28 protein-coding genes and 1 pseudogene are annotated in these 21,244 nt (G+C 47.7%); 25 read left to right on the top strand and 4 right to left on the bottom strand.

All coding sequences use genetic code 11. The features are described from left to right. Positions 1-336 precede the first annotated feature (336 nt). The 3 genes from WGC32_RS02050 (at position 337) to lepB (ending at position 1,870) form a co-directional block, all read left to right on the top strand. Positions 337-801, top strand: a complete 465-nt coding sequence (locus tag WGC32_RS02050) for a DUF3268 family zinc-finger domain-containing protein (protein WP_316687734.1) — start codon at positions 337-339, stop codon at positions 799-801. After that, positions 798-1,349: a sigma-70 family RNA polymerase sigma factor gene (locus WGC32_RS02045; protein ID WP_342680512.1), complete on the top strand. Its 552-nt coding sequence runs from the start codon at positions 798-800 to the stop codon at positions 1,347-1,349. The genes WGC32_RS02050 and WGC32_RS02045 overlap by 4 nt, the downstream gene beginning before the upstream one ends. 74 nt (positions 1,350-1,423) lie before the next feature. Further along, on the top strand, positions 1,424-1,870 hold the full coding sequence (gene lepB, locus WGC32_RS02040; protein WP_342680511.1) for a signal peptidase I: 447 nt from the start codon (positions 1,424-1,426) through the stop codon (positions 1,868-1,870). A gap of 37 nt (positions 1,871-1,907) precedes the next feature. On the opposite strand, the gene WGC32_RS02035 is transcribed toward lepB, so the two are convergent. After that, positions 1,908-2,243: a helix-turn-helix domain-containing protein gene (locus WGC32_RS02035; RefSeq protein ID WP_316687729.1), complete on the bottom strand. Its 336-nt coding sequence runs from the start codon at positions 2,241-2,243 to the stop codon at positions 1,908-1,910. Positions 2,244-2,409: 166 nt separating this feature from the next. Here WGC32_RS02035 and WGC32_RS15090 point away from each other — a divergent pair, with 166 nt between their 5' ends. The 11 genes and pseudogenes from WGC32_RS15090 to WGC32_RS01985 all read left to right on the top strand — a co-directional run bounded on the left by WGC32_RS15090 (position 2,410) and on the right by WGC32_RS01985 (position 9,589). Further along, a complete protein-coding gene (locus WGC32_RS15090; protein WP_462933609.1) occupies positions 2,410-2,532 on the top strand; it encodes a helix-turn-helix domain-containing protein in 123 nt (40 codons plus the stop codon). A gap of 187 nt (positions 2,533-2,719) precedes the next feature. Continuing rightward, on the top strand, positions 2,720-3,625 hold the full coding sequence (locus WGC32_RS02030) for a DUF6017 domain-containing protein (protein WP_342680510.1): 906 nt from the start codon (positions 2,720-2,722) through the stop codon (positions 3,623-3,625). Between the two features lie 176 nt (positions 3,626-3,801). Next, positions 3,802-4,152: a DUF7768 domain-containing protein gene (locus WGC32_RS02025; protein ID WP_002592984.1), complete on the top strand. Its 351-nt coding sequence runs from the start codon at positions 3,802-3,804 to the stop codon at positions 4,150-4,152. A 99-nt stretch (positions 4,153-4,251) separates the two neighbouring features. Further along, positions 4,252-4,734 carry a PcfB family protein gene (locus tag WGC32_RS02020; protein ID WP_087221904.1) on the top strand — a complete coding sequence of 161 codons (483 nt, stop codon included), beginning with the start codon at positions 4,252-4,254 and terminating at the stop codon, positions 4,732-4,734. After that, positions 4,731-6,518 (top strand): VirD4-like conjugal transfer protein, CD1115 family, encoded by a 1,788-nt coding sequence (locus WGC32_RS02015; protein ID WP_342680509.1) that lies wholly within the window; start codon positions 4,731-4,733, stop codon positions 6,516-6,518. The genes WGC32_RS02020 and WGC32_RS02015 overlap by 4 nt, the downstream gene beginning before the upstream one ends. 90 nt (positions 6,519-6,608) lie before the next feature. Continuing rightward, positions 6,609-6,737: pseudogene (locus WGC32_RS02010) on the top strand (Maff2 family mobile element protein); the annotation flags it as partial. A gap of 181 nt (positions 6,738-6,918) precedes the next feature. Then, on the top strand, positions 6,919-7,293 hold the full coding sequence (locus WGC32_RS02005) for a GntR family transcriptional regulator (protein WP_342680508.1): 375 nt from the start codon (positions 6,919-6,921) through the stop codon (positions 7,291-7,293). A 3-nt stretch (positions 7,294-7,296) separates the two neighbouring features. Then, positions 7,297-8,154: an ABC transporter ATP-binding protein gene (locus tag WGC32_RS02000; RefSeq protein WP_342680507.1), complete on the top strand. Its 858-nt coding sequence runs from the start codon at positions 7,297-7,299 to the stop codon at positions 8,152-8,154. A 1-nt stretch (position 8,155) separates the two neighbouring features. Beyond that, complete coding sequence (locus WGC32_RS01995; protein WP_286732141.1) at positions 8,156-8,797, top strand: ABC-2 transporter permease; 642 nt, start codon at positions 8,156-8,158, stop codon at positions 8,795-8,797. Positions 8,798-8,961: 164 nt separating this feature from the next. Continuing rightward, positions 8,962-9,384, top strand: a complete 423-nt coding sequence (locus WGC32_RS01990; protein ID WP_342680506.1) for a sigma-70 RNA polymerase sigma factor region 4 domain-containing protein — start codon at positions 8,962-8,964, stop codon at positions 9,382-9,384. Beyond that, entirely contained in the window at positions 9,377-9,589 is a 213-nt protein-coding gene (locus WGC32_RS01985) for a helix-turn-helix domain-containing protein (protein WP_342680505.1), read from the top strand. Before WGC32_RS01990 ends, WGC32_RS01985 begins: the two co-directional genes overlap by 8 nt. Positions 9,590-10,132: 543 nt before the next feature. On the opposite strand, the gene WGC32_RS01980 is transcribed toward WGC32_RS01985, so the two are convergent. Together WGC32_RS01980 and WGC32_RS01975 are read right to left on the bottom strand one after the other, a co-directional pair. Continuing rightward, complete coding sequence (locus tag WGC32_RS01980) at positions 10,133-11,776, bottom strand: recombinase family protein (RefSeq protein ID WP_106765277.1); 1,644 nt, start codon at positions 11,774-11,776, stop codon at positions 10,133-10,135. A gap of 58 nt (positions 11,777-11,834) precedes the next feature. Further along, positions 11,835-12,041 (bottom strand): hypothetical protein, encoded by a 207-nt coding sequence (locus WGC32_RS01975; protein WP_118636074.1) that lies wholly within the window; start codon positions 12,039-12,041, stop codon positions 11,835-11,837. Positions 12,042-12,353: 312 nt separating this feature from the next. On the opposite strand from WGC32_RS01975, the gene WGC32_RS01970 reads away from it, so the two are divergent. From WGC32_RS01970 to WGC32_RS01920, 11 genes are all read left to right on the top strand, one after another. Then, positions 12,354-12,863 carry a pyridoxamine 5'-phosphate oxidase family protein gene (locus WGC32_RS01970; protein ID WP_417944636.1) on the top strand — a complete coding sequence of 170 codons (510 nt, stop codon included), beginning with the start codon at positions 12,354-12,356 and terminating at the stop codon, positions 12,861-12,863. 95 nt (positions 12,864-12,958) lie between these two features. Then, positions 12,959-14,290 carry an MATE family efflux transporter gene (locus WGC32_RS01965; protein ID WP_118637843.1) on the top strand — a complete coding sequence of 444 codons (1,332 nt, stop codon included), beginning with the start codon at positions 12,959-12,961 and terminating at the stop codon, positions 14,288-14,290. A 13-nt stretch (positions 14,291-14,303) separates the two neighbouring features. Beyond that, positions 14,304-14,906, top strand: coding sequence for a cytidylate kinase-like family protein (locus tag WGC32_RS01960; RefSeq protein ID WP_118637845.1), 603 nt, complete (start codon positions 14,304-14,306; stop codon positions 14,904-14,906). A gap of 225 nt (positions 14,907-15,131) precedes the next feature. Beyond that, positions 15,132-15,572: an RNA polymerase sigma factor gene (locus tag WGC32_RS01955; RefSeq protein WP_118637847.1), complete on the top strand. Its 441-nt coding sequence runs from the start codon at positions 15,132-15,134 to the stop codon at positions 15,570-15,572. Continuing rightward, positions 15,562-15,771, top strand: a complete 210-nt coding sequence (locus WGC32_RS01950; protein WP_118637849.1) for a helix-turn-helix domain-containing protein — start codon at positions 15,562-15,564, stop codon at positions 15,769-15,771. Before WGC32_RS01955 ends, WGC32_RS01950 begins: the two co-directional genes overlap by 11 nt. Positions 15,772-16,358: 587 nt before the next feature. Further along, on the top strand, positions 16,359-16,757 hold the full coding sequence (locus WGC32_RS01945; protein ID WP_118482398.1) for a plasmid mobilization protein: 399 nt from the start codon (positions 16,359-16,361) through the stop codon (positions 16,755-16,757). Then, positions 16,729-18,345, top strand: a complete 1,617-nt coding sequence (locus WGC32_RS01940) for a relaxase/mobilization nuclease domain-containing protein (protein ID WP_342680504.1) — start codon at positions 16,729-16,731, stop codon at positions 18,343-18,345. Before WGC32_RS01945 ends, WGC32_RS01940 begins: the two co-directional genes overlap by 29 nt. Next, positions 18,335-18,721, top strand: coding sequence for a cysteine-rich VLP domain-containing protein (locus WGC32_RS01935; RefSeq protein ID WP_087371203.1), 387 nt, complete (start codon positions 18,335-18,337; stop codon positions 18,719-18,721). The genes WGC32_RS01940 and WGC32_RS01935 overlap by 11 nt, the downstream gene beginning before the upstream one ends. Positions 18,722-18,833: 112 nt before the next feature. Beyond that, positions 18,834-19,592 carry a phage replisome organizer N-terminal domain-containing protein gene (locus WGC32_RS01930; RefSeq protein WP_342680503.1) on the top strand — a complete coding sequence of 253 codons (759 nt, stop codon included), beginning with the start codon at positions 18,834-18,836 and terminating at the stop codon, positions 19,590-19,592. Continuing rightward, the gene (locus tag WGC32_RS01925; protein WP_342680502.1) at positions 19,589-20,431 is read left to right on the top strand and encodes an ATP-binding protein; all 843 of its coding nucleotides are present in this window, start codon (positions 19,589-19,591) and stop codon (positions 20,429-20,431) included. The genes WGC32_RS01930 and WGC32_RS01925 overlap by 4 nt, the downstream gene beginning before the upstream one ends. A gap of 14 nt (positions 20,432-20,445) precedes the next feature. After that, the gene (locus WGC32_RS01920) at positions 20,446-20,640 is read left to right on the top strand and encodes a transposon-encoded TnpW family protein (RefSeq protein ID WP_079697851.1); all 195 of its coding nucleotides are present in this window, start codon (positions 20,446-20,448) and stop codon (positions 20,638-20,640) included. A 63-nt stretch (positions 20,641-20,703) separates the two neighbouring features. Here the strand turns inward: WGC32_RS01920 and WGC32_RS01915 are convergent, their stop codons facing one another. Continuing rightward, on the bottom strand, positions 20,704-21,120 hold the full coding sequence (locus tag WGC32_RS01915; protein WP_089701074.1) for a regulatory YrvL family protein: 417 nt from the start codon (positions 21,118-21,120) through the stop codon (positions 20,704-20,706). Between the last annotated feature and the right edge of the window lie 124 nt (positions 21,121-21,244).

Genomic DNA, 21,244 nt, shown 5'->3' with positions numbered 1-21,244 from the left:
GATTTGAAAACTTTTTAATAAAAAATGCGTTAAAGTTTTCAAAATGGCTTGACAGTATAAAAACTCTGTGCTATTATATAACCGTGGCAGGGGCTTGCGCCCAGGCTTTCGGTACATCGGAGAGCTCCCGGTGTCATACATGCCGCACAGAGGCGTGGAACCCGTTACGGATTAGCGCACAGAGCGATCCACAATGACGCAAGCCATTTTTGAATATTAAGCCGGAAGGCTGCTTGAATACTGCAGAGTTAAGATTTGGACATTTTTCCAATACCTTAGCTCTGCATTTTTTTGCAGACCTTCCGGCTTTTTGTATTTATACGGAGGAATGTGACAATGAAAAATAAGAAGAAAAGAAAGGGAGTTAACAACACTCAGATCCGATGCCCCTATTGTGGCAGCCCTGCTATTTTACGCAGTGCAGATGGAATATATCGAGACAACAATAAAAATACGATGCTGTATGTATGTAAAAATTATCCGGAATGTGATGCTTACGTTCGTGTCCATACCGGAACCACCATTCCTGTTGGCAGCTTAGCAAATCATGAGCTGCGCACACTTAGAAGAACTGCTCATCAGTATTTTGATCAGCTCTATTTGAGTGGAATGATGAGCAAACAAGACGCCTACCAATGGCTTGCGGATTTGCTTTCCGCCCCGCTGTCAAAAGCCCATATTGGGTATCTGGGAGAATACTACTGCAAGGTAGTCATTGAGGAAAGTCGCAAAATGCTTCAAAAAAGAGGAAATAAAAAAGTCCCAAAATTTGAGGTGATACAAGGAGGTGCTGCTTCATGAAACTCACGCAGGAACAACAGAAAAAAGTAGAGCAAAATATGCGACTGGTTGGTAAGGTGATCAAGGATAAAGTTCATGGTACAAACCAGCTGGGTATCTATTCATATGATGATATTGTGCAGATTGGTTATATTGGACTATGTAAAGCAGCCTATACAGATAAGGGTGGATGTTTTTCGACTTATGCATACCGACTCATTTGGCATGAGATATCCGATGCGCTGATTCGCGCTAATCGTTTGGGAGACAGAGAGATCCTCCTGTCAACATATAACTATGAAGCACAGGAGGATGCACATTTTTCATCTTTTAGTGAGAGTCTTGAAATCGAAAATGCCATCAGCAACGCTGAAACAAGCGCTACTGAAATTATCCAAAAAGGCATTCAGGCACTTAGAATGTCTACCGACGGCTACAACAGTTATGAAATTGGCGAGGCACTTCACACCTCTCCTGGAAAGGTACGTGTATGGATGTCTCGTGCCAGAAAATACTTGAAATCACAGCCGGAAATCGTGAGGCTTGCCGGTACATATGATATAGGTTAATGTAAGAATGATGAAGGGATGTTTTGGACTTTTGTTCAAAGCATCCCTTTTTTTCTGTTTAGAAAGGAATTTTTATGAAAGCAGTATTGAATAAAGTGAAGCCATTTATATTTCCATTGGCTATAGCAGTAATTATTTACTTACTAATGAGATTTGTTTTTGTTTTCGGATATGTTCCGACTGCGTCCATGGAACCCGCCTTATCAAAAGATAGCTTTATTTTGGGAAATCGAATTTATTTTTCCTTAAATTACGGTGATATTGTTATCTTTAAGCACGACGGGAAATTGTTAGTGAAACGAATTGCAGCTGTTCCCGGAGATATCGTAGATTTAGAAGCCATTGAATATATGGTAGGTTATGAAAAGCCAGACCGAGAAAGTGAATTTTTGATAGTGCCAAATGACTGCTATTATGTGTTGGGAGACAATACTCAGAATTCTTTTGATTCAAGATATTGGGAGGATCCTTTTGTACATCAAGATGATATTGTAGCAAAACTGATTCTTCCAAAAAAATAGCCGCTCATACTTTAAACAGTATAATCGGCTGATGTTTTCAAATATTTTTATATTTTTTGATCGAATAAAGAATCTCATAAAGCTTCTTTTGTTCTTCTGGGGATTGAGCCGTAATAAGCTCATAAGCTTGGTATGCATAGTCATCCTCTTTCGGTGTTTCGCTGCCAAGAAATTCAAACAGTTTTGAAAGCGAAATCCCAAGTGCAGATGCAATCTTATCGATACTCTCTATGCTGGCATTCTTTTCCCCACGTTCTATTTGTCCAATATAGGTGTGATGACACCCAGCGCGCTCTGCCAATTCTTCTTGACTAAGTTTGTTTTGCAATCGGTAATTTCGAATTCGCTGTCCAATAGTCTGTGCGATTCCCATAGACCATCCTCCTTCCTATGTAAATAGTCTATAAATATTCATTTTTCAAATACACAGACTATTGATATTATCTTTAACATATGATAGACTATAAGTATTATTACTTTGTTTTTAACGCTTATAGTATGTATTTTAAACAAAGAAAAATTCACAAGGCGGGACTTGAATGCCTCAATTTGATCGTCAAGCATTTGGACAAAGATTAAGGCTATTAAGAGATTATCGTGAAATGACGCAACAGCAAGTGGCAAATTTTCTTAATGTGGATCGCTCTACATATTCCTATTAGCAAACTAGCCATAGGGACACCCTCCACCAATCAACAAATACACACAGACAGGCCGCCGCTAAATTGTAGGGATTTGCTTCAAAAAACCGCATAAATCCGCCGTTTTCGGATGGTGGATATTTCAAAAGGTGTTGCTTTCGGGCAGCGCCTTTTGTTTTGCCGGTCTGAAAGAAAAGGGGGTGAAAACATGGCCGAGCCGGGTGCATTGGATTACTTTTACGGAACCGAGGCAGAGCAATATACCTTTTACCGGATTCCGAAGGTGTTGTTTACCGACCCCGGCTTCCGGCGCATAACAGCAGACGCGAAAATCCTGTATGGCCTGATGTTGGATCGCATGGGGCTGTCCATACGCAATAACTGGCTGGACGAACAGGAGCGCGTGTTTATCTACTTCACGTTGGAAGAAGCAATGGACGCGATGTGCTGCGGCCACAACAAGGCGGTGTCCCTGTTCACCGAGTTGGACAAGGTGGGCCTGATCGAGCGTAAGAAGCAGGGCCAGGGCCGCCCTACAAAAATCTACGTCAAGAACTTCATCCGGAAAGAGGAAGTCAAGACTTCCGAAAATCGGAAGTCTGCACTTCCCGAAAGCGGAACTCTTGACTTCCGAAAATCGGACACAATCAATACTAATAAGAATAAGACTGATCTGAGTGATACTGATCCATCTATCTATCCGGCGGTACGACCTCCGGAAGATAGACCGCCTACGGCGGCTGATACGATGGATACGATACGAGCCTATCGGGAGATTTTGAAAGAGAACATTGAGTATGACCATCTCCGGAAAAATCTTGGCTACGGCTATGAACTCCTGGATGAAATTCTGGAAATCCTGGTGGACACGGTATGCAGCACCCGAAAAATGATCCGCATTGGCGGTGAGGACTTCCCAAAAGAGGTTGTGAAAAGCAGGCTGTTGAAGCTGGACTCCAGCCACATCGAGTATGTGATCAGCAGCCTGCGGGAAAATACGACGAAGGTACGGAACATCCGCGCTTACCTCCTAACCTCCCTCTACAATGCGCCTACTACTATCAACAGTTACTACACCGCACTTGTCAATCACGATATGTATGGCAGTGGGTAACTGTTTTTTCATACTCAAATGAGGGCGGCGAGCCGGTCTTATCCGGCCCGCCTTGATTACCCATCAGCAAATGAACGGCACTGTGTCAAGAACGCGCACGGTGCGCGTTCATTTTATTCTTGACACGGGGTCGTTTGTTTGCCACCCGGCATGAAGCCGGAGAAAGGAGCGACCCCGTGAAGAAGCCATTTGCATATATTTCTGCCGCATGGAGCGGTCAGGAATTTACCGACACCGACCAGGCTGCGGTCTACTGCCGCAAGGTCTATCTGGCCGGTTTTACCCCGATCTGTCCCATCCTCTATTTGCCGCACTTCCTCAATGACACCATTCCCGCCGAACATAAGGACGGGATTGATATGGCGCGGGAACTTTTGCGGCGTAGCCATGTGCTGATTGTCTGCGGCGACGAGGTGGATGAAGCCGTAAAGAACGATATTGCTGTGGCGCAGCGGCTTGGCATTACGGCCACCACACTGGACGGTATTTTGAAAATCCGGAGCCAGGGCCATGAGGAAGCCCGCTGATACTCTCCACCGGCTGCTGCGTTCCCTGCTGCACCGGCTGGTGGTGCCGCCTTAGTATCTTCTTTTCCATTTCCACCCTGCCGGAAAGGAGGATAGCCCATGCAGGAAGAACTGGAACAAAAATCTGTGGCGATCAGCATTAAGGCGGGAAAGCTGACCGCAAATCTCTTGAAGAAAGCCGTGGAAAAGGCCCTGGCGGAAATGGAGAAAAGCCAGAAAAACCCGAAAATCTATAAAGGCAAGCAGAGTGTGAAGCACCTTGTCCGGCAAGGCGCAGGCGTTTCCAACATTGAGATTACAGACGGCAACATCAAATCCTTTGAGCGCGTTGCCCGCAAGTATGGCGTTGATTTCGCGCTGAAAAAGGACACCACAAGCCAGCCACCCCGTTATCTGGTATTTTTCAAGTCGCGGGACGCGGATGCACTGACTGCTGCCTTTGCGGAATATTCCGGCAAGGTAGTAAAGCGCCAGTCCCAGGAAAAGCCTTCGGTTCGCCGCCAGCTTACACAGCTTCAGGAGGTTGTCCGGAAAATGGCACAATCCCTCTCCCGCAATAAACAGCAGGAGGTGGCGCGATGAAGAACCTGCCAAAGATTAACCCAGCGAAAGCGGTCAAGGCAAGTCTACCCTATGTGTTTGCCGGTTTGCTCTGCACAAAGCTGGGTGAAGCCTACCGGCTGACCACCAGCGGCGATGTACTGGATAAGCTGCTGGCAGCCTTTACAAAGCTGGGCCTTGTATTTCAAAATCCGCTTCCCAGCTTCCACCCCTTTGATTTGCTGGTGGGCGCGGTAGCGGCTGTGCTGCTGCGTCTGGTAGTCTGGTCAAAAATCAAAAATGCGAAAAAGTACCGGCACGGAGAAGAATACGGCACGGCCCGGTGGGGCAACGAAAAGGATATAGCGCCGTTCATCAACTCCGATTTCTCCCAAAATATCCTATTGACCGATACGGAGCGGTTGACCCTTGGGAAGATTGCCGATCCGGAGAAGCGGAATGTCAACCTCAACGTCCTGGTCATCGGGGGCAGCGGCAGCGGAAAAACCCGCTACCACATCAAGCCCAACTTACTTCAAATGAATGCCTCCTATGTCTGCTCAGATCCGAAAGGAACCGTCGTGGAGGAAGTAGGCCGTGCATTGGTGCAGCAAGGTCATTATAAGCTGAAAATCCTGAATACCATCGACTTTAGCTGCTCGATGCACTATAATCCCTTCCACTATCTCCACAGTGAAACCGACATCCTCTCATTGGTGACGGTTATCATGGAGAACACACAGAGTAAGGAAAGCAAGGGTGGGGACGATTTCTGGAGCAAGGCCGAGGCCCTGTTGTATCAGGCGCTAATCGCCTACATCTACTATGAAGCGCCGGAAGAAGAAAAGAACATGACCACCCTGCTGGATATGCTCAATGCCTGCGAATGCCGGGAGGATGATGAGAACTTTAAGTCTGCGGTGGATCTGCTGTTTGAACAGTTGGAGCAGCGCGACGCAAATCATTTCGCAGTGCGCCAATATAAGAAATTTAAGATGGCTGCTGGCAAAACTCTAAAGTCGATCTTAATTTCCTGCGGCGCAAGGCTGGCTCCATTTGACATTCAGGCAGTGCGGGAAATGATGGAGTACGATGAATTGGAACTGGAAAAGCTAGGGGAGGAAAAAATCGCCCTGTTTGCGGTGGTGTCCGACAGCGACCCCACGTTCAATTTCATCTCAGCGATGATGTACTCTCAGATGTTCAACGTCCTATGCAACCGTGCGCTGACCGTCTATCACGGGCGGCTGCCTGTTCATGTGACCTGCCTGTTTGACGAGTTTGCCAACCAGAAGATCCCGAATTGGGAGCATTTGGTCAGCGTTATCCGCTCCCGGAATATCTCGGCACATATCGTCCTCCAGACATACAGCCAGCTTAAAGGGATGTACCGGGACAACGCAGAAACCATTGCGGGCTGCTGCTCATCACTGCTGTTTCTTGGCGGAAAAGAGGAAAGCAGCCTAAAGATGGTGGCCACTATGCTTGGAAAGGAAACTATCGACACCTATAACACCAGCGACACGCGGGGCACTTCCCGCAGCTATGGCCTAAACTATCAAAAATTGGGAAAGGAATTAAAAAGCGTGGATGAACTGGCAGTTATGCCCTCCAGCCGCTGCATTTTGCAGGTACAGGGCGTCCGGCCGTTCTATTCCCGCAAGTATGACCTGACCCGCCACCCGATGTATCGGTACACCGCCGATGCCAACCCGAAGTACACCCTGGATGTGAAGGGGTACTTAGCCCACCGGCTGAAGGTAAAGCCGGAAGATGAATTTGAGGTCTATGACCTGGGAGAAGCCGACTCGATTTCTGCGGCTTAACCGCCCACACCGTTTGCAGCGAACTCTTTCAAACGGTGTGGGCCTTTTTTGTTTCTACCAATCTATTTTTTACATTACAAGGAGGTTCCTATGGAATTCTTTACTACTGCTGTTTCTTCTCTGTCTACTGTCGTGACTGCCATCGGTGCCGGTGTCGGCGTGTGGGGCGTTATCAACCTCATGGAAGGATATGGGGGAGATAATCCAGCCTCCAATGCTCATGTGCGATAAAGTAGCACACAAGAATTTGATAGACGACAGCCCACTATTCCGTAAAACGTAGGACATCATAACTTGTCCTGCGCTTTGTTTTTGCTTTCAAATTGATTGACAAATAAGTGTATTTAGTGTATAGTGTGTATGTAGAAACATCACACTTAAATAAGGAGGAAACAGGTTTTTGAAAATAATTATTTCAAACACTTCTGACACCCCTTTGTATCAACAAATCAAAGACCAGATAAAGGACGCTATTTTGAAAAATGAATTAGTTGAGGGTGACCCGTTACCGTCAATTCGTTCTTTTGCAAATGATTTGCACGTTAGTGTGCTTACGATACGACGAGTATATGAAGAATTAGAACAAGAGGGATTTGTCGTAAGTCAAGTTGGTATTGGAACGTTTGTATCTGCAAGTAATGCTGAATTACTAAGAGATACTAAACGTAGACTTGTAGAACAGAAAATGCAGGATATGATACAGACTGCAAAATCATTAAATATTAGCAAAGATGAACTCAATGCTATGATGGATATTCTTTACGAGGAGGTATAGGATATGGCTGCGATTTTAGAAGTATCCGGATTGAAAAAAACATATAAAAATTTTGAGTTGAAAAATGTCAGTTTTTCAATCTATGAGGATTGTATAACCGGATTTATCGGTGTGAATGGTGCAGGTAAAACAACTACTATCAATGCACTTTTGAATTTAGTCCATAGAGATGGCGGGATAATCAAGTTTCGTGGCAAAGACATTTCAACAGATGAAAAGACATTCAAAGATAAAATAGGTGTTGTGTTTGACAGTGGTTGTTTTTATGACGAATTGACAATCAAGGACATGACAGCTTTACTTGCTCCTGCCTATTCAGAATGGGACAATCACACCTACACACAATATTTGGAAAGATTTTCTTTGCAACAGGAGCAGACAATCGGAACATTGTCTAAGGGAATGAAGATGAAGTACGCTTTGGCGTTAGCGTTATCACATAATGCGGAATTACTCATTATGGACGAGCCGACCAGTGGACTTGATCCGTTAATGAGAGAACAGTTTATTAACATATTGAAATCCTATATAGAGCCAGGCGGTAGAGCTGTTTTTTATTCTACTCATAATACAACCGATTTGGATAAATCAGCAGATATGTTGATAATGATAAATGCAGGAAAAATTCTTTTTGAAGAAGAAAAGGATTTCTTGCTTGATAAATTTAGAGTTGTTAAAGGTGATGTCAAGTATCTTTCCCCGGATATAAAATCGCTTATGCTTCACTTGGAAAAAAGCAAATATGGATTTACAGGAATTTCAGATAATGCGTCGAAAATCAAATCTCTTTATCCCGACGTACTTCTTGAAAGGGCTTCGATAGAGGATATAATGCTGGCGTATGTAAAGGAAGGTGAATAAGATGTTGATACCCCTGATAAAGAAAGATTTAATGATAGTCAAAGGCTACTCTTTGGGAGTAGTTGCAATAGCAATCGGTTTGCCATTATTACTTGCATGGCGGCAGCCTCAAATGGGCGGTATGATTAGTCTGCTAATGGCGGTTTTGATTTCTTCAGTCGCATTTAATTTAGCTATATCAGAAAAAGAAAATCAATATCCGAGAGCAACTGCTCTACTTTCTTCAACTCCCTATACAAAAGGGAAAGTGGTTATTTCAAAATATACACTGTACTTTATTATTTATACGGTCTGCTGTATCGCGTATTTGGTTGAAATGCAATTTATTCCAGAACTTAAACTCGATAACTTTGCTCAAGCTGCTGCGTTGGTCTTTCTAATTCAAGCGTTTGGAATGGGAATTTTTCTTCCGATACAATATAAGTTTGGGTATGAAAAGACAAAGTTTGTGTGTTTTTTGCTATTTCTTTCCCCTGTTATTATAGACATAACAAAACGAATTAGCTTTCCCTCAAAATTAGCTTCACTTATGCAATCAAATTCAGCAATAGCAGCAGCTATTTTGTGTGGTTGTGGGATTTTTATATGGCTTGTATCGTTTGTGATTTCAAAAAAGATTTTTGTGAAGAAAGATTTGATTTAGAAAAAGTTTGATTAGCAAAGCCAGCCGAGCCAGTCAACGGTCAAGATGAACGGCGCATACGCGCCGCCGTTGACAGCCCCGCCCGCCTTTGCTGGTAGGCAGACAAGGGGCGACAGCAAGGGGTGCTGCCGCCCCACGCTATTATTCAGAGAGGGGGAATTTCCATGACCGAGATTGAAGCCTATCAAGAGTATATCCAGTACAAGCACAACGCCTTTTGTAAAGCCGTTATTCGGTATGCCGCTATCGGGAAAATCATACGGCTGCGGCAGAAATGGGAACGGGAAATTTCCCTTGACTATCTGACGAATGAGAAGTTTGTCCAGTTTGCCGAGCCGGAGCCGGACGAAGAACACCCCTTTACCGTCTGCGGGCAGACCGTCCTATTGAGCAACGCCGCCCTTGCCGACGCGATCTCTGTTTTGCCGGAGCAGACACAGGAAGAAATCCTGCGCTATTACTTTCTTCGCCAGCCGCAGCGCGTGATCGGCGCGTGTATTGGCCGGTCACGCAGCACAGCGGGGCGGCATATCCAGCTTGCCTTGCAGCGGCTACGCGAAGAAATGGGGGTGAGCCGGTATGAGTAGACTTCTCCCCTACGAAACAATCCTCAAAGCCCGTGAGTGTGACCCGGAAGCCGTAAACGCTGTCCTGCTCCACTACGCCGGATATATCCGCTATTTCTCAAAAGTGAACGGGCAGGTCAACGCCGAGGTGGAGGACTATGTAAAGCAGCGGTTAATGGACTGTCAATTCAAGTTCCGGCTCGACGATCCGCCGGACAAGCCATAAAAACCGAATACCAGCCGCCACCAGCGCGGCCAGTGAAAGCAGTAAGTCTTGTAAAAGATTTACTGCTTTTTTGTCGTCCGGCTCTGCTCCCGGCCATTTTGACCCCTGCCGGTTGTAGTAGTAAGTGAGGGGGGCTGCATTGGTGTTTGGCATTTTGGATGTTTTACCCGTGGTGGAGAGCAAAGGGCAAGATTTTTGCCAGCACCGGGTAGAAACCACTGCGTCAGGTGTCATTTTAGCGAAAGCGGGCAGGAATGCCCTTTGCAGGATTAGTAGTAGCAGGAAAGGAGAAACAAACTTTTGTGGTTGCGATTTTCCGAAAAAGTGGCGGACGGAAGTGAGGGAAAGTTTGCAGTCACGGAGAGCAAGTTTCTACCACGGTGCCAAAATCCGCAATTCTGCGGTTTTGCCCCTCGCGGGAAACTTGTTGGGGAGTGCCTTCCCCAAACCCTGCTATGGCGGCTTGCGCCGCAAAAATATTTCCGTCGGGGCGGCACGCATAAAACAGCATAAGAATGTTTTCAGGAAACGGCGTAGCTTCGGCTATGCCGTTTCTCCGTTTTGCAGGTCAATCAGTAAAGACGCGGGGAGTATTCCTACAAGGTCATAGGAAATGTCAATCTGTTGTTCCCGATAACCCTTCGACTTGTCCGGCGCGTGAACATATACCGCCTTTACCATGTCGTTTAGGATAGTGGGTGTCAGCTCGTTCAAGTCGAGATACTTCCGCACCTTGCAGATAAACCTGTCGATATTCTCTGCCTGTTCCTCTTGTTCTGTAATTTCTTCATTCAACCGCAACAGCTTTTCCCGCAGTTCTTTCTGCTCCTGCTCGTAGTCGTCAGAGAGCATTTGAAATCTGCTGTCAGATAGTTTTCCGCCTACGTTGTCCTCATAAATACGCTTGAATAGTCGGTCAAGTTCTTCTATCCGTCGTTCTGCCTGCGTCAGTTGCCGACGCTTCGCCGCGAGTTCTCTTTTTGCTTCGGCTTTCTGCTTCGCACCCATAGCCTTGCGGAATTGTTCTTCATGGTTCGCAACACAGGCAATCGTCATTCTCATGTGGGCGAGTACGCCCCGTTCCAAGACAACGGCGCGGATAAAATGCGTCGCGCAAACCTCTTTCCCTTTGAGCCTTGAAGTAGAGCAGACAAAGTGGTCTTGCCTTGCTTCAAAGTTCCTGCTTGTGCAGTAATACAGCTTTTCACCGCAATCGGCGCAGCGCACAATGCCGGAAAACATATTTGTCTTTCCTGTCCTCGTCGGGCGGCGTTTGTTCTTCCGCAATTCCTGCACCCGCGCCCATGTGTCAGCGTCAATGATTGCTTCGTGGGTATTTTCAAACACAAGCCATTTTTCTTCGGGATTATTGCAGGTCTTTTTGCTCTTGTAGGACTGCTTGTAGGTTTTGAAGTTTACTGTATGCCCTTGATATTCCGGACGCTCCAAAATGTCGGCTATTGTATCGCCCGTCCAGTTAAAGGGATTATCCGGCGGCGCGTTCCTTGTCGCCCTGCCTGTCTGCTGAAAATGGATTGTCGGCGTTATGACTTTATCATCTTTCAGAATACGGGCAATCTGCGACGGCCCGTAACCGTCCAGACAAAGGGCGAATATCCGCTTGACAACTTCGGCAGCTTCGGGGTCGATAATCCACCGCTTTTTGTTTTCCGGGTCTTTCCTGTAGCCGTATGGCGGGTTGGTGCAGAGGTGTTCCCCCGCTTCGCCTTTTGACTTCATCACCGCGCGTATCTTCTTGCTGGTGTCTTTCGCATACCACTCGTTGATGATATTGAGAAAGGGGGTAAAGTCGCTGTCCTGCTGGTTTGCGCTGTCTATGCCGTTGTTAATAGCTATAAAACGCACGCCCTTTTCCACGAACAGGACTTCGGTATAAAATCCCACTTTCAGATAATCACGCCCAAGCCGCGACATATCCTTGACGATCAAGGTGGACACTTCGCCGTTTTCGATTTTTTCCAAAAGTTCGCTCCAACTTGGACGGTTGAAGTTTGTCCCGGAATATCCATCGTCCACGAAAAACAATGGATTTGAAAAATGATTTTCCTTTGCGTACTTACTTAAAATCGCCTTTTGATTTACAATGCTGTTGCTGTCGCCCGTTAGTTCATCGTCGCGGGATAGGCGGCAATAGAGGGCGGTAATCTTGCCAGACTGCCTTAACATCGTTTCTGCTCCTTTCATCGGCGGGCAGTCTGCCATTACAGGATTGCTTATACTCATTTTAACGCTCCTCGTCTTTTTCATCAATAGGGGAGTGCCCCATAAGCCGTAAAACTTTATGGGGTAGGCTTCGGCTTCCGTCGTAGCTTCCCGTAAAACGATAGAACGTCCTGCCGGATTGAATTGTAACTTCGTGTGTGGGCAACTCTTGATAGAGTGGATTTTTTACAACGATTTGCCCGTCTTTGATTGTTCGCTTCTTTTCCATTCCTTTCCCGTCCTTTCCTTTGTTTTGAGTAGGGAGCAAGCACAGCAAATGAGTACCCATTTGCGATTTTGGCTTGTTGGGAAAATCCCAAACCCTTTACTTTCTCTCACTCAATATCCCGTTTGAAAGGCAGCTTTTGTTGCACTTTCCCCCTCACTATATAAAAATGAAAATCCGGAAAATGATATTGACTTACCATGCAATTTGTGATATTCTAAATAAAAATATGTTTCTGCCGAGAAACGCTTATTCTTACTCCAGTCGGCCATGGAAGGAGTAAAAAAAAACGTCTATTTTTTTGTGGAGGTCAATATGATATTTCGAGAAATGAGGCAAAAAAAACAGGAACTATCGCGGCAAGAGATTGCGGATATTCTGCATAAGGGGACATCTGGTGTGCTTGCCCTTTTGGGCGACAACGATTATCCCTACGCCGTTCCAATCAGTTATGTGTATGACGACGGGAAAATCTATTTTCACAGCGCAAAAAGCGGTCATAAAATAGACGCTATTCAAAGAACTGAAAAAGCGTCGTTTTGTGTGATTGATAAAGATTTAGTTGTGCCGGAGGAGTACACAACTTATTTTAGAAGTGTAATTGCTTTTGGACAAATACGGATAATCGAAGGTGATCTCGAAAAGAGAGCAGCGATAGAAAAATTGGCAATCAAATATGCGCCGGAAGATACTGCCGCAAGCCGCGATCATGCCATAAACCGTGGGTGGAAGCCTCTTTGTATGTTGGAAATGACAATCGACCACATAACAGGAAAAGAGGCGATAGGACTTGTAAAAGAAAAGGAAAAATTAAATAGACTGTAAATAAAATCAGCCCGCCGGGGTTTCATTTTATTGTGTAGTAGGCCAGCGTTACACAAACGCTGGCCTTTTTTTATTTGTTAGGAGGATTGATTATCATGTATGAAGGCAAATCACACACTTTATTTGCCAAATATGCCGTACCGCAAATGATAGGGTTGCTGTTTAACTCGGTCTATATGATTGTTGACGGTGTATTCATTGGCAATCGACTTGGCCGCGACGCTATGGCCGCCGCTGCCGTTTCTGTTCCGCTTGTCGAGATACTAATTGCATTGTCTATGGCAGTTGCCACAGGCGCGGGCGTTTTGATTTCCTCACATCTCGGTCAAGGTGAGAAAGAAAAAGCACGCCACATTTTTAGCCTTGCCGCCCTATGTACGGCTGTTATGGGGCTGTTGATTAGCGTATTGGGAAATATTTTTATTCACCCGCTTGCTGAACTTTTAGGCTCAACTCCGGTTATCCATGATGAAGCAATCAGTTATATGTGGTACATCATTACCTTTTCCCCATTCCTGCTTTTCAGTTTCTTGTTAAGCGGTCTGGTGCGTAATGATAACCGTCCAAAACTTGCCATGTTTGCCCTCATGTTTGGCTCTGTATCAAATATTGTCTTGGACTATGTGTTTATGTACCCATTGAACATGGGGATTGCCGGTGCAGCATTGGCTACCGCACTTGGCCCCATTTTCAGCGTTTTAATTATGCTGCCCCATTTCATATTCAAGCGCGGGGATTTGTACTTAACGAAATTCAAACTGAAGTGGCGGAGCATTTGCTCGGTCTATGTACTTGGCTTCCCGTCCTTTATCATGGAGTTTACTATTGGCATTATTACCTTTGTATATAACTTTGCCATTGTGCATTATGGCTTTGGGGAAATCGGACTTGCAGCCTACCTTGTCATCGGCTACTTAATGTTGATTATTTTGACACTGTTTCTTGGTATGGCGCAGGGCTTGCAACCCGTATTTAGTTATTTTATGGGGACAGGGGAAGAAAAACGGAGCAAATCTCTACTTGGCTTTTCCATTAAAGCATTTTTAGCAATAGGCGTTTTGTGCTATGTCTTGATCGTGTTCTTCTCTCGCGGCTTTTTCACGATTTTCAATCCGGGAGATATTGAACTAATCAACTTTATGGAAAGTAAAAGCCTACCTTACTTTTCCGGTTTCTTCCTTGCAGGATTTAATATTTTAATGATTTCTTATTGGCAGGCAAATGGGCGCACAAGTAACGCCCTTACGGTATCTCTATGCCGTAGCGTCATATGGCCGCCAATTTTGGTTGCCGTTCTTCCGCTGATTTTTGGCAGCGAAGCCGTATGGCTTTGCCATTCTATCAGTGAAATCATGACGGCGATTATAGCAGTTGTTTTGATTGTTTTCATAAAGCGCAAGAAAGAAAATCAGAAAGTTGGATTTTAAGGAGGGACATGATATGAAGCGGATCATTACCATAGGCCGTGAATTTGGAAGCGGTGGAAGAGAAGTTGGCAGGCGTTTAGCCGAAAGACTGAATATTGCCTATTACGACCGAGAGATTATTGATGAATTGATGAAACGAACTCAATTAGCGGAAAGTTATGTGTTGCAAGTGGAGGAAAGCAGGCCCCTGCCGCTGTTACCAATAACAACTGCTCGCACTTTTGGTATTCCTACCAACTATACATTGGAAAATCGTCTGTCCATTTATAAGCAGGAAAGCGAAATAATCCGCGAAATGGCAGAGAAATCGGATTGTATCATTGTAGGACGATGTGCAGACTATGTTTTGCAAGATTTGAACCCTTTTCGCTTGTTTGTATATGCGGATATAAGTTCTAAAATTGCCCGTTGCAGGGAAAAGGGAGCCGACGCAGCGGCGATGACGGATAAAGAATTGCAGCAAAAAATTATATCTATTGATAAGAAAAGAGCACGTTACTACCAATTTTATACAGAACAAGATTGGGGCAATAAAGCAAACTACGATTTATGTATCAACACCACCAATACAGAAATCAAGAAAATCGTTGCTGCCATAGAGAAGTTTATCGTTTAGCAGTATTGGGGATGTGTCAATATGTCTGTATTTCATTATCTTTCTTCTCATAACCTGCGGTCAAAAAAAGCCCTTGCGCTTGCATGGGATTTTGCGCCTATGAGTATGAACACACAAGTCATATAGTTATCTCTTATAGTTCCTGTACCAAACGCCCATGCGGTTTTATGCTGCGTGGGCGTTTGGTATTTTGCCCCCTGCTTGGGAAGAAAGGGGGTGAGAAAAATGATGAATAGTGAGCAGTATCGGGAACATATCGAGCGCACTTTCAACGCCTTTTGCAAGATTGTCCTTTACCATGCGGCGCTGGGTATTTACAAGAAAATACGGCGGAAGCAACAGTTTGAGGTATCACTCGACTATCTTCGGGAGTTTGATTTTGAGCCGATTGCCACAACAGACGAGTATTTTGTGAAATACGATATGCCTACCACTTTTACCGTTCGTGGGGAAACGGTCATTGTAGAAAGCGAGCAGTTAGCGGCCGCGCTTTTGCGTCTGCCGGAAAAGCGGCGTGAAGTGCTGTTTTTGCGGTACTACCTCGGTTACAGCGATACGGAAATCGGAAGGCTATTCGGAGTTTGCAGAAGCACAATCTTTCGTAGACGAAAAAGGTCATTGCGCTTCATACGAAAAGAACTGGAGGCGTTAGAAGATGAAGAATAGGAAATACAATTTGCTGCCCTATGAAACGATTGTAAAGGCAACCGCCGGGGAGCCGGAAGCGGTGAACACCGTCATTCAAACCTATACCGGCTACATCAAATATCTGTCCTACTTTCAAGGGAGTATCAACGACGATATTCAAGATTATCTCAAAGCGTCCTTAATGGAAGCACTACCCAAGTTCCGCTTTGACAGATGACAAGTAGCAAAGGCAGAAAAAGCCGTCAAGGATAAACTTCGCGCTTCGCGTCCTTGACGGCTTTGCCCGTCTTTGCTGTCGGGTAATCAAGAGGGCGCAAACGGATAGACCGCTTGCGCCCTCAATCTATGATGATGTGTTACGCAATAGAGAGCGAGAGCGCCTTACACAACGCGGTTTTGCAGACTTGAAAACACAAGAGTTGAGTGTTTATATCCCCACCCTCAAAAATGGCGGTCTACTGCGTAACATTTTGCCATGCCAGCGTGGACATTTAGGCAGGCGAAAAGCCTTGATTTATGCGACTTGCAGAGAACGGAAACAGAACAAGTAGTATCGTATCCCTTGAAAGCGCAAAAATGCCTTTCTATCGTTCCACGCGGCACAGAAAAAGCGGGCAAGAAGTCTTTGACCTCTTACCCGCTTTTGTGGCAATCCGTATGGCAGCTACCCTGTTTCAGTTGATTGTTGATGCTGTTTTATGAGTAGCTACCATCCGGCAGGCCGCTTTTTTTGCGGGAACTGTCCCGGAAATACCTAACAGACCAGCCTATTTTTTGTGATAAGTGAAAGGAGGTTTACAGCCCATGCCGAAGCGATACAACACGCCCCACCGCAGCCGCGTTGTGAAAACCCGGCTGTCCGAAGATGAATATGCCGACTTCACAGCGCGGCTTGCGCCCTATGGTATCAGCCAGTCCGAATTTCTCCGGCAGGCGATACGGCGCACCACCATACGCCCCGTTATCCATGTGTCGGCGGTCAATGACGAACTGCTCTCCGCTGTCGGGAAGCTGGCCGCCGAGTACGGCAGGATCGGCGGCAACCTCAACCAGATAGCCCGGTATCTGAACGAGTACGGCGCACCCTACAATGCGCTCTCCGGCGAGGTACGCGCCGCCATAGCCGACCTTGCCGCCCTCAAGTATGAAGTCTTACAGAAAGTAGGTGACGCGGTTGGCAACACTCAAGCATATCAACTCTAAAAACGCCGACTACGGAGCCGCCGAACAATACCTGCTTTTTGAGCATGACGAGTTTACCATGAAGCCTGTCCTTGATGAAACCGGCAGGCTTATCCCCCGCGAGGACTACCGGCTGTCCACACTGAACTGCGGCGGCGAGGATTTTGCCGTTGCGTGTATGCGGGCAAATCTCCGATACGGGAAGAACCAGCAGCGGGAAGATGTGAAAAGCCACCACTATATCATCAGCTTTGACCCACGGGACGGGCCGGACAATGGCTTGACCGTAGACCGGGCGCAGGCATTGGGCGAGAAGTTTTGCACCGAGCATTTTCCCGGCCACCAAGCCCTTGTATGCACCCACCCGGACGGGCATAACCACAGCGGCAACATCCATGTGCATATCGTCATTAACAGCCTGCGGATAGAGGAAGTGCCGTTCCTGCCCTACATGGACAGGCCAGCCGACACGAAAGCCGGTTGCAAGCACCGCTGTACCGACGCGGCCTTGCGCTACTTCAAGTCCGAAGTCATGGAGATGTGCCACCGGGAGGGGCTTTACCAAATCGACCTCTTGAACGGCAGCAAGAACCGCGTCACAGACCGGGAGTATTGGGCGCAGAAAAAGGGACAGGCCGCGCTGGACAGGCAGAACGCCCCCATGATTGCAGGCGGTATCACGCCCCGGCAGACCAAGTTTGAAACGAACAAGGAAAAGCTGCGGCAGACCATACGCGCCGCGCTGTCGGCGGCGGCCTCATTCGAGGACTTTTCCTCTCTGCTGCTGCGGGAGGGCGTGACCGTCAAGGAGAGCCGGGGGCGGCTTAGTTACCTCACGCCGGACAGGACAAAGCCCATTACCGCCCGCAAGCTGGGCGACGATTTTGACCGCGCCGCTGTCCTTGCCGTTTTGGAGCAGAACGCCGCCAGAGCCGCAGAAAAGGCCGCAGCCATACCCGAATACCAGCGGCATGGGAAAACCGGCATACAGCCCACAAAAGCCCCTCAAACCGCTCCGAATGTACAGCGGCTTGTGGACATTGAGCAGAAGAAAGCCGAGGGCAAAGGCCGGGGCTATGAACGCTGGGCGACCATGCACAACCTTAAACAAATGGCCGCGACGCTGAATGTGTATCAGGAATACGGCTTCACTTCCCCGGAGCAGTTAGAAGCCGCCGTTGATACCGCCTATCAGGAAATGCGCCAGACCAGCGGCGAACTGAAAGCACTGGAAACCAAGCTACAAGGGAAAAAGGAGTTGCAGCAACAGGTACTTGCTTACGCCAAGACCAAGCCCGCCCGCGACGGGCTGAAAGCGCAGAAATCCGAGAAAGCCCGCGCCGCATACCGGCAGGCGCATGAGAGCGACTTTATCATAGCCGACGCAGCCGCCCGGTACTTCCGGGAGCATGGCATTACCAAGCTGCCCGCCCGAAAAGCGTTGCAGGACGAGATCGAGCAGCTTGTTTCCAAGAAATCCGGCCTGTATAACACCTACCACGAACAGAAACAGCGGTACACGGAGTTGCAGACCGTCAAGCGGAATATCGACCAGATTTTGCGCCGGGAGGAACCCCGCCGCAGAAAGGAGCAGAGCCATGAGCGATAAGCTGCCCCGCATGGACTACCGCCAGCACCGGCGGGCGCGGCGGCTGGTACATGAGTGCTGTAACTACGACGGGGGGAACTGCCTGCTGTTAGACGACGGGGAGCCTTGCGTGTGCGTCCAGAGCATTTCCCTTTCCCTCATGTGCCGCTGGTTCCGTGTGGCTGTCCTGCCCCTTGACGGGGAGCTGGCCGCAGCCCTTTTGTACCGGGGGAGCCGGAAACGGTGTGCGGTCTGCGGCGCGGCATTTGTCCCCAAATCCAACCGGGGAAAATACTGCCCCGACTGCGCCGGGCGCATGAAGAAAATCAAAGCCGCCGAGCGAAAGCGGAAACAAAGGCATAAATGTCACGCTTTAGAGCCTTTCAAACCCGCATAAATCAAGGCTTTTTTCATGGGTGTCAAAGGGTGCGCGATACATTTATCCTTTTCCCCCGGAAACGGCGTTCTAAATGCGTACAAACGCCCCAAATCCACCCAAAGGAGGAACCATGTCAGATAACCGAAAATACTACTACCTCAAGCTGAAAGAGAATTACTTTGACGAGGACGCTATCGTGCTGCTGGAAAGTATGCAGGACGGCATCCTCTATTCCAACATTCTCTTGAAATTGTACTTGAAATCGCTGAAAAACGGCGGGAAGTTGCAGCTTGATGAAAATATCCCCTACACCGCGCAGATGATTGCCACCATTACCCGCCAGCAAGTCGGCACCGTAGAACGAGCCTTGCAGATTTTTATGAAGCTGGGGCTTGTGGAGCCGTTACAGAACGGCGCGCTGTATATGAGCAACATTGAACTGCTTATCGGCCAATCCTCTACCGAGGGGGAGCGGAAACGGCGGGCAAGGCTGGCTTTGCAGGAGCAGAAAGCCTTGCCAAAAGCCGGGGCGGACATTTGTCCACCATATCAAGCGGACATTTGTCCACCAGAGATAGAGATAGAGAAAGAGATAGAGATAGAAAAAGAGAGAGAGCGAGAGTTAGATACGGGACAGACCGCCCGCGCCGCCTATGGACGGTATGAAAATGTCTTTCTTTCGCAATCAGAACTGGACGGGCTGAAAGCAGACCTGCCCGACAAATGGAACTACTACATTGACCGGCTATCCTGCCATATCGCGTCCAGCGGCAAGCGATACCGCAGCCATGCCGCCACAATCTACAAATGGGCGCAGGAGGACGCAGCCAAGAAAGCCCCGAAAAAGGGCATACCAGACTACTCATGCAAGGAGGGCGAGAGTTTATGAAGAACGAAATCAACGCTGTTTTGGAGAATATGACGGCCACCGCCCCGGAGCCGGAGGACTACACCGGCGAGGACGGTTTACTCTACTGCGGCAAATGCCGCAAGCCGAAAGAAGCCTACTTTGCGCCGGATAAGGCCGCTATCTTTGGCCGTGACCGCCACCCGGCAGAGTGCGACTGCCAGAGAGCCGCCCGCGAGGAACGGGAGGCCGCCGAGAAACGGCGTAGGCACCTTGACACCGTGGAAGAACTGAAACGCCGGGGCTTTACCGACCCCACCATGCGGGACTGGACTTTTGAGAACGACAACGGCAGGAACCCGCAGGCCGGGATTGCCCGCCGATATGTGGAGCATTGGGAGGATATGCGAACCGACAATATCGGCTGCCTGTTCTGGGGCGGCGTGGGAACCGGGAAAAGCTACCTTGCGGGCTGTATCGCAAACGCCCTCATGGAGAAAGAAATCCCCGTTCACATGACGAACTTTGCCCTTATCCTCAATGACCTTGCCGCCAGCTTTGAGGGGCGCAACGAGTACATTTCCCGCCTTTGCCGCTATCCGCTGCTTATCCTTGACGACTTCGGCATGGAGCGCGGAACGGAATACGGGCTGGAACAGGTGTTCAATGTGATTGACAGCCGTTACCGCAGCGGCAAGCCGCTGATCGTCACGACCAACCTCACGCTGGACGACCTGCACAACCCGGAGGACACCGCCCATTCCCGGATTTATGACCGCCTGCTTTCCATGTGCGTCCCGGTACGCTTTACCGGCGACAACTTCCGGCAGGAAACCGCGCAGCGGAAAATGGAGAGCATGAAGAAACTGATTACCGACTGAAAGGAGTATTGCCTATGGCAGATAACAAGCAGCACGACACCCGCACCGCCCGCCGCCCCGACTGCGTGACGGAAATCCGCATGGGCAATTCCGTCCTTGTCGTGTCCGGCTATTTCAAGAAAGACACCACGACCACCGCCGCCGACAAAATGGCGCGGGTACTGGAAGCGGAAGCCGCTGCTACACAGGAGCCGACCTATCCGGCGTGAACCGGGGAATGGAAAAAGCGGCCATGCCGGGGAGCGTGGCCGCTGGAACTGGAAAAGCTGAAATCAGGACTCTTTTTTCTTTACATCACTAATCCCAAAGAGTGCAAACACCAGAGCCAAAACAATCAGCGAAATCGTATTTGCAGATACAGAGGGCATGAAATAATCGACGATATAAAAGCCGAAAAATGTAGTGATAGTATCTAACAGCACATACATACAGACGGCCATTTCCCTTGTTATTCTGTCAAGGTTAAGCAATGCTTTTGGAAATGCGCCTGCGACTAAATTCATGGGATATGAAACAATCGACGCGATTATGAAATACAGGATAAAGCCGCCGACACTCTCATACTCAAAGCCGAGCAGACGCATGATTGCACTGCTGAATATGGCGATTATGGACAAGACGGCGATGATTAGAACAGCCCCCAAAATGAATATGATTATTTTTTCCCGCTTATTGTTGTTGTTATCCAAGAGTACCTCTCCCTTATGTTTGGATTTTGAAGCTGATATGAGTATATCACAGGAAGATGAACTTTTCTACTGAAACCGGCACAACAAGACGCTACACAAAAACCGGCGATTTGATAAGCTGTAA

Origin of the sequence: Zongyangia acetica (genome assembly GCF_038739695.1) — a bacterium.
GTDB classification, from domain to species: Bacteria; Bacillota; Clostridia; order Oscillospirales; family Ruminococcaceae; genus Zongyangia; species Zongyangia gallinarum.
The sequence above is the reverse complement of the archived record's forward strand: the minus strand, read 5'-3'. Positions and strand labels throughout refer to the sequence as shown.